Origin of the sequence: Flavobacterium sp. 38-13, assembly GCF_001899155.1 — a bacterium.
Lineage (GTDB): Bacteria > Bacteroidota > Bacteroidia > Flavobacteriales > Flavobacteriaceae > Flavobacterium > Flavobacterium lindanitolerans.
This window is the reverse complement of record NZ_MKVG01000007.1, coordinates 418,605-434,346: the sequence shown is the minus strand read 5'-3', so window position 1 is coordinate 434,346 and position 15,742 is coordinate 418,605. Positions and strand designations below refer to the sequence as shown.

Genomic DNA, 15,742 nt, shown 5'->3' with positions numbered 1-15,742 from the left:
AAACGTCATTGGTCTATTACTTGTTTTTTTGACCTTATTGAATGCCTAGTTTCGTTCCATAAATTTTAAATTAACTATTATGAAACCAATCAAAAAAATTAGTGCTCTTTTATTAATGATTTTAGGAACAAGTATCATCTCCTGTTCCGATGATGGAAAAGATGGAGTAGACGGATTAAATGGAATGGATGGTGAACCCGGAACAGCCAATGTAATTTATAGCGACTGGCTCGACCGACCTGTTGGAACAGAAGCGACGATTGATGGAACTTCTGGAATGTTATATACTTATTCCGTACCTCAGATAACCAATGAAATTTTGAATAGCGGTACCGTTCTGGTTTATATGCAATTTAATGGTGCAGATATTTTTGCCTTACCCTATACTTCAAGGGCAGGTAATAGTATAAATACAATAGAGGCCATTACTACTTTAGGAAATCTGAAAATTTTCAGGTATCGTCACGATGGACTAACTCCAACTATTGCTGTTGGTAGTGGTGTTAAATTTCGTTATATTATAATCCCTGGAGGAACTCCCGCCGCCAGATCTATAAATTTAAGAGACAGAAGCTATGACGAGGTTTGTGAATTATTGGCGATACCGAAATAAAAGTATTGACTTGACGTAACTAAAAAATCCGAAGCTAGCTTCGGATTTTTTAACTTTATTCTAATTCTCATTTATTTGTATCTGATGTTGATGCTGACAATATCAGAATTTAAATTATTGGAACGGGCATAATGTCCGTAACGTATTTCCAGCATATTAAGATGTTTGATGCCAAAAATGCCATTAACCGGAGTCAGTCGAAGGCCAAGACCAATAAAACTGCTGTTGAATTTTGAAAGGTCATAATTGCTGGTATAAAAATCACTTTGGAGATTGTGCATTTCATAGCCTTTAAAATATTTTGCAGCTGTTTGCGTATAATATCTGTAAAACGGAGAAACGGATACAAATGATGTGATTTTTACCGGTATTTCAATATCGGCTGTATGAGACTGGATTCCCCAATCGTCAGTATAAAACCGGTAATAACCCCTAATAATCACATTATCACCTAAAAAATAACTTGCTCTGGCAGCCAGCGGTATCTTAAGGCGGCTGTCCGGAAGTTTTTCCTGATGTACTGAACCGTCAGTAAAATATACTCTGTGAAATGGCAGCGAAAGATAGCCTTGCTGCGATATCAGATCAGCCTGAAACATTACCTGGAAGTTTTTGTTAATGATCTGCGAATAAGTGAGTGACCCAACAAATGTATTTCGGGAAGCATTGCCAGAATCATCAACATTGGGTAATCCGCGAAGTTCTATAGGAGCAAGCAGTTTTACCTGATCAAGATAAGCCTGAAATTTTACTCCAAATTCGCCATTTCTGTCTTTGGTTTTTTGTGAAAAACTCACATTTCCTCCAAAAGACTGGTAATCATACTCTGTAGAGGAAGAAACCCCAATACCCAATGTACGCCCTTTTTCTTCATTTTCTCGGATATAGTTCAACGAAGGATATACTCTTATGTCAGAAGACGATGCGGACGAATTGGCATTAAGATCTATCTTGTCTGAAGAGGCAGAACTATAATGGTCGACACCTACTTCAACATCAAAATTATGTTTGATATTATTCTTGCCGTATTTTACCACCCTGAGGTCTATCGCATTGGATATATCAGTAAGTTTTTCTGTTCCCAATCCTCCTGTAACAGCTGAATTGTCTCCATTTTGTCTGTAATAGCTTGACACAAGATTTATCTCATCGACTTTAAGTTTTTTAGGCTTATATGCGGTCGAATCTGCCTGTTCATTTTGGGCATAGGCTTTTAAAAGCCCCAGCAGAGCAAAGCCGGTTATAAAAACTCTTTTCATTTTGTTATACAGTTAGGGATTAATTGCAACCGCATCCGCCACCACTTTTTCCGGCATTGGCACCAGATGAGCCTTCCCTGTAAGATTGGAAGCTCAGTTCAGTTTTTTCGACTTTCCGGTTAGACAATGCCATTTCGGAATCGTTTATCTTATTTTTTTGGTACTCTTTAACGGACGAGCACCCGGCAGTCATGACTATACAGCATGCTGCTATCCAAACGGGGAGATTTTTCATTTTATGTAAGATTTATATTTTTTGAAGTATATAGCTGGTTGTCATCATCAATAATGATACAGTGCAGTTCCGGTATCTGGTTGACGAGATAAAGACCCGCTTTTATGCCCATGACAGCGATAGGAGTTGCCATTGCATCGGCAAATTCAGCATTGCTGCTGATTATTGTAACACTCTTAATTCCTGATATGGGTAATCCTGTTTTAGGGTCTATGGTATGCGAATATTTTTTTCCGTTTATCATGACATACTTTTCATAATTACCGGAAGTTGCTACGGCTTTTCCGCTAATGTCTAAATAGGAAAAAATGTCTTCCGGAAAGTCAGGGTTAGATATTCCTATTCTCCACGGTCTTCCTGAGGGCTGATGTCCCCATGCGCTAAGGTCGCCACTGGCATTTATGATTCCGCTCCCGACGCCTTTTTGCATTAACAGCCTTTTCGCCATTTCGGCGGCATAGCCCTTACCAATACCTCCAAATCCTATCCTCATGCCTTTATTCTTGAGAAATACGGTACTGTTTTCTTTATCAACAAGAATATTTCTGTAATCAATAAGATGTACCATTTTCAGGGCTTCTTCGCGTGAAGGAAGTTGAGTCATATTCCTGTCAAAATTCCAGAGTGTTTTGTCAATGCTGCCATAGCTTATGTCAAAAGCACCTTGCGTAATTTTTGAAATTCCGATGCTTCGTTCAATTAATTCTACTACTTCTGTATCAACTTCTACAGGTGAAATACCTGCATTGTTATTAATTAGGCAGGTCTGACTATTCTCATCAAAAGTAGTAAGTAGTCTTTCTATACGCCTTATTTCTTCTATGGCAGTATTGATATGTGATTCTGCCTCTGTTTTAGTAGGGCTTACTACCGTTATGGTAAATTGATTACCCATCAGCCTTAGCGATTGTGAAAATTCCAGCATGGTGCCTGTTTCTTATTTGTGAGAGTCACAGATATTTTTGATTTCCTTTGTCCATTTTTCGACAGAAACTTCAGGTTTTCCAACCCATGACTTCAGCACTTTGCCATTTGAATCCAATAATAGAGTGAATGGAAAATTGCCTTGCTTGTTGTATTTTTCAGCAAGTGCTTCATTTTTTTTGATTTGTTCGGGAGAGAGTTGATTTTTCTTTTTTCTTGGAAAATCAGCATTAAGCAGAACAAGATTGTCCTTTGCCATAGACAGGAAGGAATCGTTTTCAAAATAGTCCCTTTTAGTAGCTACACAGGGCGCGCACCAGTCAGACCCTGAAAAATTGAGCAGGATTAGTTGTTTTTTTTCTTTGGCATCTTTTTGGGCGGTGTCAAAATCTGTTTCCCATTTTAAAGGAACAAATGCCAGCAAGAATAAGAAGGTGAAAAGTTTCATCGCTATACAGTTATTGTTATAGCAGATTAACGTAATAGTGTTCTGAAAATGTATTGCAGTTTCCTTAAGATTGGCTTAAGATTACCTTACGAAGTCTGAACACCAAAAGCATAGCCGACAAGCGCTGAAGCTACCATGGCAACCGTTCCCCAGATACAGATACGGGCCACCGATTTTAGTTTATTTGAACCGCCGGCTTTTGCAGCCAATGTTCCCGATAGGGCTAGAAAAATAATAGCAAATCCGTATTGCAAAAACACCATATACTTCAACGGGGCAAAAATTGCTACCAAAAGCGGCAATATTCCTCCGCAAATAAATGCCAGGGCAGAAGCCAATGCTGCCTGCATAGGCCTGGCCTGAGTAATTTCATTGATTCCAAGCTCATCACGGGCATGGCTTTCGAGTGCATTATGTGAGGTGAGTTGCAGGGCCACTTCTTTTGCGAGTTCAGGAGTAAGTCCGCGGGAAATATAAATTTGCGTGAGTTCTTCCAGTTCCGATTCAGGCGTTTCTTCCAATTCTTTCATTTCCCGTTTCAGGTCGGATTTTTCGATATCGCTTTGTGAGCTGACAGATACATATTCTCCCGCTGCCATAGAAAGCGCGCCTGCTACCACTCCGGCCAAAGCAGCCAGTATGATAGGTGACCTGGTTTCGGAAGCAGCAGCTATTCCAATAGCCAGGCTGGTGGTAGAGAGAATTCCGTCATTGGCTCCTAATACGGCAGCCCTAAGCCAGCCGCTACGGGTTATGTAATGTGTCTCATTTTGCATATTTCCCTTTTTAAATATAAATATAGCAAAGGTTTTGTTTGTTTGGTTAACCTGTCTGAAGATTCTCAAAAGAAACCTGACCTATTTCAATTGCCTCAATTTCTTTACGCAAGTTGTTCCACGGATGGGTATCAGTTCCTAAAGAAACAGAAAGAAATAACTTCTCATAATAATCAATTCCGGAAAGCAGGTTTTTTTGAAATGTTATCCATTTCTTAAATTGGGCTGGAGTTGCAGTGCTATGGTGTAGGGCTATTTCTTTTTTCAGATAATCAATATAAAGCCGTATTTCTTTTACAAACAAATTTGGACGGTTTGGAAAATCCATTACAGAATCATATCCGTAGATGTGGCGTAGCATGTCCTGTAATGAAACTTCTCTGTTAAAATAGGCCATGTTAGGTCCCGGACAAATAACAACGCCTTGTGCTTCACCTTTAACGGTAATACCATTTTCAAGATAGGAAGCATTGGCGAGTCCAACACAAAGACAGGCTTTTTCGGTAATATCAAACTTTGCCTGTTCATAAGCCATAGCCGTGAGTTCATGTTTTCTGCTTTCTAACGATTCCAGTTTATACGATTGGTATTTTAGTGAAGCCGTACAAATTCCCTTTTTATCTAGTTCTCTGTCCAATGCCAGGTATTTTTTAGGGCAGGAGCTTCCCGGTCGCCCTACTGTAATGCGATGCTGTTTTAGCTGCTCATTGCTTGTGCCGCGAATTGTATTAAAAGGAACGCCCAAAGGAGATATATGGCTCAGATAAAGGTCTTTTTCTTCTGCTTTCGCCAATAATAATCGGGTGTCATTATCTACAGAAGTAGCTTCAGAAACCAACAGGAAAGGCGAGCCCCAGCCTACAGAATCCATTCTATAATGATGTAATAAAAAATCATGTTCTTCAGCAGTACCTACGCCGCCCTGAGCTGTAATTTTTAAAGGAAGCGGATGGGATGGCGTGGGAAGTCCTTTTTGTTCTAGCGCTTTTGCCATCAACTCGTGTGATGTTTGGATGAGTTCTTTTCTTTTTGTTCTGAATTCTTCCAATATTGGACCTAAAAGAAAACCTTCGGTGGCAAAGGCGTGTCCTCCACAGTTCAGCCCCGATTCAATACGGTATTCAGAAACCCATAAGCCTTTCTTTGCCAGAAAATTGCCTTGTATCAATGCTGAACGGTAATCACTGACTTTCAATGTGATTTTCTTTTCGAGCTTTCCTTCTGTATCCGGAAAAAAACAATTGAAACTTTCAAGATAGCTATACAGTCTTGGATTCATACCTGCCGAAAATACTATTGAAGATTGAAGCTTACTGTTTGCAAATCCCCTCAAAGCGGCATGCGCATCATTAAAATCAATAGACAGGGCTTCTTTTTTATCATAATTTTCTCTGTCAACTTTAGTCATGATATTGACATCAATGGCTCCGGGTGTGAAATGTTTTTCAAGGAAACTTTTGATGCCATGTTTCAATTCGGAACCATTCTCCAAAAGCTCCTGTAAACTTCTTTTAAAATCGGATTGGTTCGGAAGCATACCCAGAAAACGTTCCAAAGCCGGGCGACTTTCAGAAAGTTCGCGTTTAAAAGCCTGAAACTTTTCCTTGACGACATGGTCCATCATATCCAGATAACTTTTAATGCGTTCGGCACGATAGTCATGGATTTTTTTTGTAATTTCCTGATAAGGCAAACAAAATTTCTTGCTGTAAAAAGCATTCATCTTTTCAATAAGTTCATCGTCTACAATAGAAACTACGGAAGAAATTCCATAATGAGCCACCCGAATTGGGCTATCAATTGTAAAAGAAAGTCCCATTACAGGAATATGAAAAGTATGTACAGAAGTATCAGGCGCCATAATGCATATTAATTTAAGATAGCTGCAAATATGAATAAACCAATTGTCGTAAAAGATGATAAATGTCAGTTTTGGAAAAGCAGATGAAAGGTCACAGCGACATATCCCATTTATTTTATTAATTTCGTAAGATAATGTGATTATCCGGTTTAGAAAATAATACTCTTTTTTTCTGGAACACACTAATATATGAGCTTCGAAAAATAACATACAACAAATGGAAACCGGTAAAGAAAACTTCCTACTGATAGGCATTCAACTTGATAACAAAACAACCAATAAAGATGGTCAGGCTGCCATAGACTGTGGCGGACTTTGGCATCAATTCGAGACGGAAAAGAGATACAGCCAGATAGAAGGTAAATTAGGTAATGAAATCTATGCTGTTTATTTTGACTATGATGGCGACCATACACAACCGTATTCCTATTTCATAGGCTGCAAAGTGGCAGAAGGCACAGCAGTTCCGCAAGGATTCAAAAGTCTGAAAATACCGGCACAAACCTATACTCAAAAAATAGCCAAAGGCGTCATGCCGGCCTGTATTGCAGAAGCATGGAGAGAAATCTGGAAAGAAGATGCCAATTTGAACAGGGCCTATCAATATGATTTTGAAATATATGATGAACGCTGTGCAGATTGGAACAATGCAGAAGTGGATATTTTTCTTTCCGTAAAAAAATAACCTAACGACCATCATTAAAAAATGGACGGTCCGTTTAAATATAAAATAGTAAAACCCGATTCGTCGATTGCCGGATATGTTGAAAGCTTTTGGGAAATCAGGACACCTTCCGGAGAACCCAAAAATATCATAGTATTGCCAGACGGGAGGATTGATATTATTTTTTCATATTCCGATACCGAACCATTTCGTGCCGTTCTTTTAGGGTTGGAAACGGAAGCTTCACAAACCCTGATGCAATCAGGAAGAACCATGTTTGCGGTTAGCCTTCGCCTTTTAGCGGTTGAATATCTTTTAGAAGCCAGCGTTTCATCTTTGCTTAATGGCGGACGTCTTCTTCCGGAAGGTTTCTGGAATATTGCCAAAGAAGACCTTTCCGATTTTGATGCTTTTTGCAACAAGCTAACCGGAAAAATACAAAGCCTTATTAAAACAGTACCCGATAACAGGAAACTCAGACTGTTTGACCAAATATACACTTCAAATGGTACGTTAACGGTGAAAGAACTTTCTGAAAAGGCCGGATGGAGCAGTCGCCAGATGAACCGTTATTTTAGCCATCAGTTTGGATTGCCGTTAAAAACCTATTGCAATATTTTGCGCTTCAGAGCTTCCTTTAAACATCTCAAGGAAGGGAAATTGTTTCCCGAACAGGATTTTGCAGACCAGGCCCATTTTATCCGTGATGTAAAAAAGTTCTCCGGTGTGCTTCCCAAAGAATTATCCCAAAATAAAAACGACCGATTTATACAATTTTCCACCTTGAATAAGAAATAGTTTTGCCTTGATAAAACTAAATCTTTAAAATCATGGTAGTTAAAAACAAAAAAATAGCAATTATTGGTGGTGGACCTGGAGGATTGACACTTGCCCGACTGTTGCAACAAAAAGGGGTTGATGTAACAGTGTATGAAAGAGATGCGGGAAGATTTGTAAGAGTACAGGGAGCCACGCTCGACCTTCATGACGATTCAGGCCTTAAAGCACTCAAAGAGGCCGGACTAATGGAAGCGTTTAAAAAATATTACAGACCTGGTGCCGACAAGATGCGTATTGCGGACCAATATGGTAACCTTGTTTACGACCAGCATAACGAACCTGATAAAAAGGCTGATTTTGGACACGAACACTTCCGCCCTGAAATAGACCGTGGTCCTTTGCGTGATTTGCTCCTTGATTCGTTACGACCGGAAACAATAGTATGGGATAGTCATATTACAGCATTAGAAAAGGAAAACGGTATCTGGAAGCTTGTTTTTCAAAATGGAAAAACAGAAACAGCAGACCTGGTTATCGGGGCAGATGGTGCCAATTCAAAAATACGTCCTTATCTTACAACTATCCGGCCCTTCTATTCCGGAATTACAGTCGTAGAAGGCAGTCTTTATGAGGCGGCGGAAAAAGCACCCCGCATCTATGAAATGGTTAAGGGTGGAAAAGTTTTTGCCTTTGGTAATCAAAAGTCACTTATTGTAAGCGCAAAAGGAGATGGAAGTCTCTCTTTTTATACAGGCTGTAAAACACAGGAAACTTGGGTACGCGATAGTGGTATTGATTTTAAGGATAGCCAATCAGTAGCAACCTGGTTTCGTACAGAATTTTCAGATTGGGATGAAATCTGGATGGAATTATTTGTAACAGAAGGCACTTCTTTTGTTCCGCGTCCGCAGTACTGTATGCCGTTAGACCAGACATGGAAAGCACGGGCAGACAGTACTCTGATTGGTGATGCGGCACATTTGATGCCACCCTATGCCGGAGAAGGCGTAAATATGGCAATGCTTGATGCCCTTGAACTCAGCAATTGTCTTACGGGAACAGATTTTTTAGATATTGAAGAAGCAATTGCCCATTATGAAAAGCAGATGCGTAAAAGAGCCTCCGAAATTGCAAAAATGACATTAGAACAAACCGAAGCCCTGCATTCTGAAAATGCAATCTCCCATATGTTGGAATTGTTTAAAGAATAAAAGGGAATAATGATAATGAAATGAAATACCAAAACGAGAACTTTTATATTCTTACCGGCGGTCCCGGTGTTGGCAAGACATCCGTTTTAAACGAACTGGAAAAAAGCGGTTATATGGTTATGCCAGAAACAGCACGTGCAATTATCAAAGAACAGATAGCAACTGGCGGAGAGGCATTACCATGGAAAAGCAAGGAGCTTTATATGCAGTTAATGGTAGAAGCTTCTGCTGAAAGCTACCGTGAGGCTATTTCTAAAAACAGTCTGCTTCCCGTTTTTTTTGATAGGGGAATTTTGGATGCAGTCTGCTATGCCCGAATGGTAGGTTTGGACCTGTCAAATGAAATACAGGAAATAGCAGAACATTATCAGTATAATACAAAAATATTCATCTTCCCGCCCTGGCAGAGTATCTACGAAACAGATGAGGAAAGAAAACAGGATTGGAAAGAAGCCGAAGCTACTTTTGAAGCCATGAAAAAGACCTATCAGGATTATGGCTATGAAATTATAGAAGTGCCAAAAGATACCGTTGAGAAGAGGAAGGAGTTCATAATAAATAGGATAAAACAGAATACATCTGATGAAGATTAAGTCAGAAGAATAAGCTTGAATTGGGAAAGGGATTTTAAATTGATGGATAACGATTGGAAAAGAGTGGGTTCAATCAAGCGTTATTTTTTATAACTTCGTCTTTATAGTCTGAAGAAAATGGAAAAAGTAACTATCGCCCAAAAGCTTTCTTTATTTAACGATTACTGGAACCCAAGAATTGTTGGAGAATTGAACGGGCAACATGTCAAACTGGTAAAATTTCAGGGTGAATTTGTATGGCATAAACACGACAATGAAGACGAAATGTTTTTGGTTGTCAAAGGCCAATTCAACATGGAATTTCGGGATAAGACCGTTGAACTCAAAGAGAACGAATTTTTGATTGTACCACGCGGAGTTGAACACAGGCCTGTAGCGCCACAGGAAGTATCTGTTTTGCTGTTTGAACCTGCATCGACACTTAATACAGGCGATGCAGAAAAAAGCGACCTTACAAAACGAACCCTGGATACGATTTAGCACAATGGAAAACAAAAGAGAAACCCAATTAATGGAAATCATGGATTGGGCGACATCGAATGATGACATCAGGGCGGTGCTACTAACAAGTTCGCTTGTTAATCCCTATGCTCCGGTAGACCAGTTTAGCGATTTGGATATTGAGTTTGTCGTGAGTAACCTGCAACAGTTCTTGTCAGATGATAGTTGGGTAGAGAATTTCGGCAAAAAAATAGCCATGATTGTAGAAAACGAAGAAGCATTTGAAGGCAAACACGCCATGCGCATGGTTTTTTATGAAGATTATACCAAAGTGGACTATAAAATCTATTCCGTAGATAAATTTCTCGAAGAAGTAAACAATGAAGAATTGCAGGAAGATTGGGATGTAGGCTATAAGGTACTGCTGGACAAAGACGACATTACAAAAAACATGAAGCCGCCAACCTATAATGCGGTTATGGTTAAAAAACCTACAAAACAGGAGTTTACAACCCTATTTAATGATTTTTGGTGGGACATGACCTATGTGGCGAAATGCCTGTGGCGCGATGATCTTTTTTATGCCAAATTCATGCTTGAAGACAATATGAGAACGCAATACTTCCAGAAAATGGTAGAATGGCATATAGGGCTGGAGCACAACTGGAATGTATCAACCAATAAAAAAGGGAGATTGTTTAAAAAATACCTTTCTCCCAAAATGTGGAAAAAGATAGAAGCCACTTTTTCCGGCAGTGACATACAGGACAATTGGCGTGCCTTGTTTGCCTATGCAGATATAGGTACAGAACTGGGAACCGCAATGTCTCAAAACTGGGCTATGCATATCCTGCAGAACTTGATTCTAAAATCAGAAACTATCTGAATCACGTAAAATCAATGGAAGGTAAGGATAGCTAACGACTGCAAACATCAACGGAATCATTAACCTGAAAAATAATGTTATGAAAAATCTGAAATTACTATGGAGTGCCGTTTTCTTATTCTATGGGTTGGCCTCTCAGGCGGCAAAGGTAGACACGCTTGCAATTCCTAGTGTTGCCATGAACAAAACCTATAATGCGGCAGTTGTCCTTCCTAATTCATATGCAAAAAGCAAGACGAAATATCCGGTTGTATATTTGCTGCATGGTGCTTACGGACATTTCAGAGACTGGCTAAATGCTACATCAAAAAACAGTACGGTTAAGAATTTGGCAGACCAGTATGATATTATCATTGTCATGCCGGAAGGCGAAACATTTAGCTTCTATCTGGACAGTCCTGTCAATAAAGGCAGCCAGTTCGAAACCTATATTACTAAAGAAGTCGTACAGAAAATAGACCAGACCTACAGGACAATCAATGAGAAGAAAGGCCGGGTTATTACCGGATTGTCAATGGGAGGACATGGCGCGTTGTATTTGTCAGCCAAACACCCGGACATATATGCGGCAGCCGGAAGTATGAGCGGAGCTGTTGACATGGGAACCATGAAAAATATGGGAATCGATACACCGGAGAGAATTGACCAATTGATGGAACCTGTTTTTGGGTCTCAGGGAGCACCTCAGGAAGTATATGCCGCACATGCAGTGTTGAATATGATAGATAAAATGAAAGCAAACGGTCTGCCTCTTATTATTGACTGTGGTGTTGATGATTTTCTGATTGGGCCTAATAGGGAATTACACAGGAGATTGGTTTACAGTAAGGTGCCGCATGATTATACAGAACGGCCGGGTGCCCATACGTGGGAATACTGGGAAAATTCCTTACCTTATCATATGTTGTTTTTTTCCAAAATATTTAAAGTAAACAACGCAACAGCCCAATAAGCCTTAATAATAAAGAAATAACAGTTTCTTAAAAAACAAAATAAAAAGTTTTTTAGAGCGTTCTTTGTAGTATGCTATCAAAAACAAGCATGCCCTGATAATGAAATTTTTACAAGCACTATTTATTCTATTTGCAGTCAATGCAACCGCACAATCAGAATTAGGAATTGGAATTGCAACTATAAAATATACAGGCAACTCTGTTTTGAATTTGTATGCAGCCGCTTATGATAAAGAACCAAAACAGATTATCCAGTTTTACCAGGACGAAGTAACAGGAAGCCCTGACATACGCGATATTGAGTCAGTTGAAAAATGGCTGAAACCGGAAGGTTTCTTTTTGGACTATGACCAATTGGTTTTCCGATGCAAATCAGAAGAACGTTTTTGGATTGAGGTAATCGTAAATAACGAAACCGGTGAGTCTTACTGGATAAGAAAGACAAAATCGGTTGATTTGGATACCTGGGAAGGTTTTCTGAAAAATGCATTTATGATTTCCCGAAATTCTTTCCCGCAAGAAATCAAAGCACAACCTAATGATTCAGCCAGAACAATTCCTTTTGATGGCGAAGATTGCTTTCAGGTCAAGTCAATGAAAGGCGACTGGATTCAGATTTTTACGGGCTCGCATTGTGATGATGACGGAAATCCGATAAAATCAGGATGGATTCGTTGGAAACAAGAAAATGAGATATTAATTGATTACTTTTTGACATCTTAGAAAGAGGGGCTAAGTTGCTAAGGTTCCAAGATGCTAAGTTTAGAAACCTTACATCGAAATGTGTTATACCCTAACTTAGCGTCTTTGCGTGAAAACAGCTGCTCGCAAAGACGCAGAGATACAAAATTCATCAAATAGAAGACTTCCTAACAGAAGTCTTTTTTTGTTAAAACACCTAAAAACTGAACATTTCTATAATTCAAATAACGTAATTTGCAGGAAAAGAAATCAGCAGATATTATTATGGTAAAGAAGCTAAAAGAAGAAATCCTCCTAAAGGACGCTTCAATAAAGAAGGTACAATTTGATAAATATTGGTTTTATGACCTGAAGGATGTTGCCGATTATTTAAATGAAGACCTTTCTGAAGTAGAATATATTCACCTGCCTTTTGTTGTAGATGAGGTAAAAATCAGTACCAAATGTGCAACATTGGAAGATATTGAACGTGCCAGGGCTGCCAAAGGAAAAACGATTTAATTGGGTAGTATGAAAACGATTTGCAGCTGGCTGTTTTTTTTGAATCTTTTTTTTATGGCTGATATGGCAGCGCAAATTGCAGGTTGTACAGACCCGTTATCTAAAAATTACAATCCGGAAGCAACAATAAACGACGGGAGTTGCCAATATAAAAGAGCAGCAATTCGACCTGAATTTTCAAAAAAGCTGGATGAAAAATTACACGAAACTTCGGGATTGATTTTTTGGAATCGAAAATTATGGACACATAATGATGATAAAGACACGGTTATTTATGGAATCGATACCATTTCGGGAAGTATACAGGAAAGTTATGAACTAAAAAAAGTAGTCAATAAAGATTGGGAAGAAATATCCCAGGACAGTAGTTATCTGTATATAGGCGATTTTGGCAACAATGTGGCCGGTAACAGAACGGACCTTCATATTTTAAGAATTGAAAAGAAATCCCTTGCCTTAAACCCTGTCATAGATACTATCTCTTTCCGTTATTCAGACCAGGCCAATCCCCTCATACCATCAAAAGCCAACCAAACCGATTATGACGGTGAGGCCATGGTAGTTTCAAAAGACAGTATTTATATTTTTACCAAACAATGGACATCCAAAAAAACGGCCCTCTATTCGTTGCCTAAAACTCCGGGAAATCACGTTGCCCAACTAAAAACGGTACATGACATTCGCGGATTAGTTACGGGTGCGGTATTTTTAGAAGCAGAAAGTACCATTGTTTTGTGCGGCTACTCAAAACACCTCAAGCCCTTTTTATATCTCCTGTATGATTTTCACGGAACCGATTTTTTTACCGGAAATAAAAGAAGAATTAAACTGCGATTGCCTTTTCATCAGATTGAAGGTATTGCTACACAAGACGGATTCCATTATTATTTAACGAATGAAAATTTTTCGAGAAAGCCATTTATCAATAAAACGCAGAAATTGCATAAAGTAGATTTGAGTCGTTTTTTAAGAGTTTATTTGGAGACGAAAAGAAAAAATAATTTTAATAAAGAATAATTTTGTTAAAATTATTTTTAAATAACTGTTTTAAATTCAGTAAATTAGTAAATATTTGCCGTGAAAAGACATCTAGATAATAAGGGAAAAAGTATTAAAATTCTCTAAAAACTTTTTTTTGGCTTTATTTTTGGAATACATTTATAAACAAATAAAAAATAATATTATGAAAAGAATACTTTTACTTTTAGCTATTGTCGGAATGACGGCATTACAAGGTTGTAGCAATGATGACGACCGCGTTGATAACGATACTATTGCGGAAGTTTTTGAAATTAATCAGAATACTAATTTCAATTCTTTAAACAATTATAGAATAAGTTATACGCTAAATCCACCCATTTATAATTCCGATATGATTTTGATTTATCGACTTGATGGACAAGATGCCGGCCAGGACGTATGGGTACCGCTTCCAAAAACTTATTATTTTAATGGAGGCGATGAATTAGATTATAGCTTCGATTTTTCAACAAGAGAGATTTTTATCTATTTAGGTTTTACAAATTCAGCAGTGCTTTTGCCTGAATTTACTCAAAATCAAGTATTCCGTGTGGTAATTATTCCAGGGTTCTTGTCTAATAAGCCTGCAAAATCTTCTGATAAAGGAATTGCAACTCCAGCTTCAATAGATTATAATGATTACTATGCAGTAATGAGGGCATACGGTTTAAATGATAGTAATATAAAAACTCTAAAGCCTTCAAAATAATTTAAAAGAGACTTCGGTCTCTTTTTTTTTTGACAAAAGGTAAATCTTACAAATCTATCAAAGAATTCCACAACATTAGTTACGTAGATTGTCGTCAGTTTTGTATCGTATTACATAAATAAATAGAAATGCGATATTAAATAATTTTATAGCAAATACAATTATGGGACATGACCACGAACACAATCATTCTGGTAGCGCGAATAAAAAAACCTTAATCATTAGCCTTGTTATTATTACGGCTTATATGGTTATAGAGGTTATAGGCGGATTGATTACAAACAGCCTGGCTCTGCTGGCAGATGCCGGGCATATGCTGAGTGATGCCATATCACTTTTTATAGCCTTGATGGCTTTTACATTCAGTAGCAAAATAGCTGATTATAGCAAAACGTATGGTTACAAACGATTTGAAATATTAGCTGCTGTCATCAATGGAGCAACACTCATACTGATTTCAGTCTATATTATTTATGAAGCTATTGAACGTTTTCAAAAGCCACCGGAGATTACTTCCGGCGGAATGCTAATCATCGCTGCTATAGGTCTGGCCGTAAATGTGCTTGTAGCCTGGATAATGATGCGTGGTGCAGATGTCAAGGAAAATTTGAACATGAGAGGGGCATATCTGCACGTGATAAGTGATATGCTTGGTTCGGTAGGCGCCATCATCGCGGCTTTGCTTATTATGTTTTTTGATTGGGTCTGGGCAGATGCATTTGCAAGTGTCATTGTTTCTGTGTTGGTATTGCGTAGCGGCTATTTGGTTACGAAATCATCGGTACATGTGTTGATGGAAGGCACACCAGATAATGTTGAAGTTGAAAAAGTAACACAAAAAATATTGGAAACTGAAGGTATTATCAGTATCCACGACCTGCATATCTGGACGATTACAAGCGGACTAAACGCGTTGACCTGCCACGCGGTAGTTGATGAAAAAATGACAATTGAAGCAGGAGAGATTATGCTTCGTAAAATAGAACACGATTTGGAGCACTTAAAAATACATCACGTAACTATCCAGTTGGAAACGCCGGCACACTTGCATGATGCTTCGGTATTGTGTACTACAAAGGCAGAGGTAATTGCCCACGACCATAATCATTAATTTACTGCAAACCTCACTAAATAATTTATAATTATACCAGCATAGCTCTATTGTG

The 15,742-nt window shown here is 38.5% G+C and carries 18 protein-coding genes and 1 pseudogene; 13 read left to right on the top strand and 6 right to left on the bottom strand.

The annotated features are described in order from the left end of the window. Positions 1-79 precede the first annotated feature (79 nt). Entirely contained in the window at positions 80-613 is a 534-nt protein-coding gene (locus BGO88_RS04950) for a hypothetical protein (RefSeq protein ID WP_286706151.1), read from the top strand. 71 nt (positions 614-684) lie between these two features. On the opposite strand, the gene BGO88_RS04945 is transcribed toward BGO88_RS04950, so the two are convergent. The 6 genes from BGO88_RS04945 to BGO88_RS04920 form a co-directional block, all read right to left on the bottom strand. Then, a complete protein-coding gene (locus BGO88_RS04945; protein WP_286706150.1) occupies positions 685-1,872 on the bottom strand; it encodes a DUF3570 domain-containing protein in 1,188 nt (395 codons plus the stop codon). 19 nt (positions 1,873-1,891) lie between these two features. After that, the gene (locus tag BGO88_RS04940) at positions 1,892-2,107 is read right to left on the bottom strand and encodes a DUF4266 domain-containing protein (protein ID WP_056070167.1); all 216 of its coding nucleotides are present in this window, start codon (positions 2,105-2,107) and stop codon (positions 1,892-1,894) included. A 1-nt stretch (position 2,108) separates the two neighbouring features. After that, positions 2,109-3,032 (bottom strand): FAD:protein FMN transferase, encoded by a 924-nt coding sequence (locus BGO88_RS04935; protein WP_286706149.1) that lies wholly within the window; start codon positions 3,030-3,032, stop codon positions 2,109-2,111. 12 nt (positions 3,033-3,044) lie between these two features. After that, positions 3,045-3,479: a thioredoxin family protein gene (locus BGO88_RS04930; RefSeq protein ID WP_101471680.1), complete on the bottom strand. Its 435-nt coding sequence runs from the start codon at positions 3,477-3,479 to the stop codon at positions 3,045-3,047. Positions 3,480-3,565: 86 nt separating this feature from the next. After that, positions 3,566-4,255, bottom strand: coding sequence for a VIT1/CCC1 transporter family protein (locus BGO88_RS04925; protein ID WP_286706148.1), 690 nt, complete (start codon positions 4,253-4,255; stop codon positions 3,566-3,568). 46 nt (positions 4,256-4,301) lie between these two features. After that, positions 4,302-6,116 (bottom strand): hypothetical protein, encoded by a 1,815-nt coding sequence (locus tag BGO88_RS04920; RefSeq protein WP_286706147.1) that lies wholly within the window; start codon positions 6,114-6,116, stop codon positions 4,302-4,304. Positions 6,117-6,333: 217 nt separating this feature from the next. Between BGO88_RS04920 and BGO88_RS04915 the strand changes: the two genes are divergently transcribed. From BGO88_RS04915 to BGO88_RS04860, 12 genes and pseudogenes are all read left to right on the top strand, one after another. Then, a complete protein-coding gene (locus tag BGO88_RS04915; RefSeq protein WP_286706146.1) occupies positions 6,334-6,801 on the top strand; it encodes a GyrI-like domain-containing protein in 468 nt (155 codons plus the stop codon). 21 nt (positions 6,802-6,822) lie between these two features. Then, positions 6,823-7,578 (top strand): helix-turn-helix domain-containing protein, encoded by a 756-nt coding sequence (locus tag BGO88_RS04910; RefSeq protein ID WP_286706145.1) that lies wholly within the window; start codon positions 6,823-6,825, stop codon positions 7,576-7,578. Between the two features lie 32 nt (positions 7,579-7,610). After that, positions 7,611-8,771 carry an FAD-dependent oxidoreductase gene (locus tag BGO88_RS04905; RefSeq protein ID WP_286706144.1) on the top strand — a complete coding sequence of 387 codons (1,161 nt, stop codon included), beginning with the start codon at positions 7,611-7,613 and terminating at the stop codon, positions 8,769-8,771. A gap of 20 nt (positions 8,772-8,791) precedes the next feature. Continuing rightward, on the top strand, positions 8,792-9,364 hold the full coding sequence (locus BGO88_RS04900) for an AAA family ATPase (RefSeq protein ID WP_286706143.1): 573 nt from the start codon (positions 8,792-8,794) through the stop codon (positions 9,362-9,364). A gap of 117 nt (positions 9,365-9,481) precedes the next feature. Continuing rightward, positions 9,482-9,844 (top strand): cupin domain-containing protein, encoded by a 363-nt coding sequence (locus BGO88_RS04895; protein WP_056070185.1) that lies wholly within the window; start codon positions 9,482-9,484, stop codon positions 9,842-9,844. Between the two features lie 4 nt (positions 9,845-9,848). After that, positions 9,849-10,726: pseudogene (locus BGO88_RS04890) on the top strand (AadS family aminoglycoside 6-adenylyltransferase). Between the two features lie 44 nt (positions 10,727-10,770). Next, entirely contained in the window at positions 10,771-11,643 is an 873-nt protein-coding gene (locus tag BGO88_RS04885; RefSeq protein ID WP_286706142.1) for an alpha/beta hydrolase, read from the top strand. 100 nt (positions 11,644-11,743) lie between these two features. Beyond that, positions 11,744-12,367: a hypothetical protein gene (locus BGO88_RS04880; protein WP_286706141.1), complete on the top strand. Its 624-nt coding sequence runs from the start codon at positions 11,744-11,746 to the stop codon at positions 12,365-12,367. Between the two features lie 213 nt (positions 12,368-12,580). Next, a complete protein-coding gene (locus tag BGO88_RS04875; RefSeq protein ID WP_286706140.1) occupies positions 12,581-12,847 on the top strand; it encodes a hypothetical protein in 267 nt (88 codons plus the stop codon). Between the two features lie 9 nt (positions 12,848-12,856). Then, positions 12,857-13,864, top strand: coding sequence for a T9SS C-terminal target domain-containing protein (locus BGO88_RS04870; protein WP_286706139.1), 1,008 nt, complete (start codon positions 12,857-12,859; stop codon positions 13,862-13,864). A gap of 166 nt (positions 13,865-14,030) precedes the next feature. Next, a complete protein-coding gene (locus BGO88_RS04865) occupies positions 14,031-14,576 on the top strand; it encodes a hypothetical protein (protein ID WP_286706138.1) in 546 nt (181 codons plus the stop codon). A 163-nt stretch (positions 14,577-14,739) separates the two neighbouring features. Further along, positions 14,740-15,687, top strand: coding sequence for a cation diffusion facilitator family transporter (locus BGO88_RS04860; RefSeq protein WP_286706137.1), 948 nt, complete (start codon positions 14,740-14,742; stop codon positions 15,685-15,687). Positions 15,688-15,742: the final 55 nt, after the last annotated feature.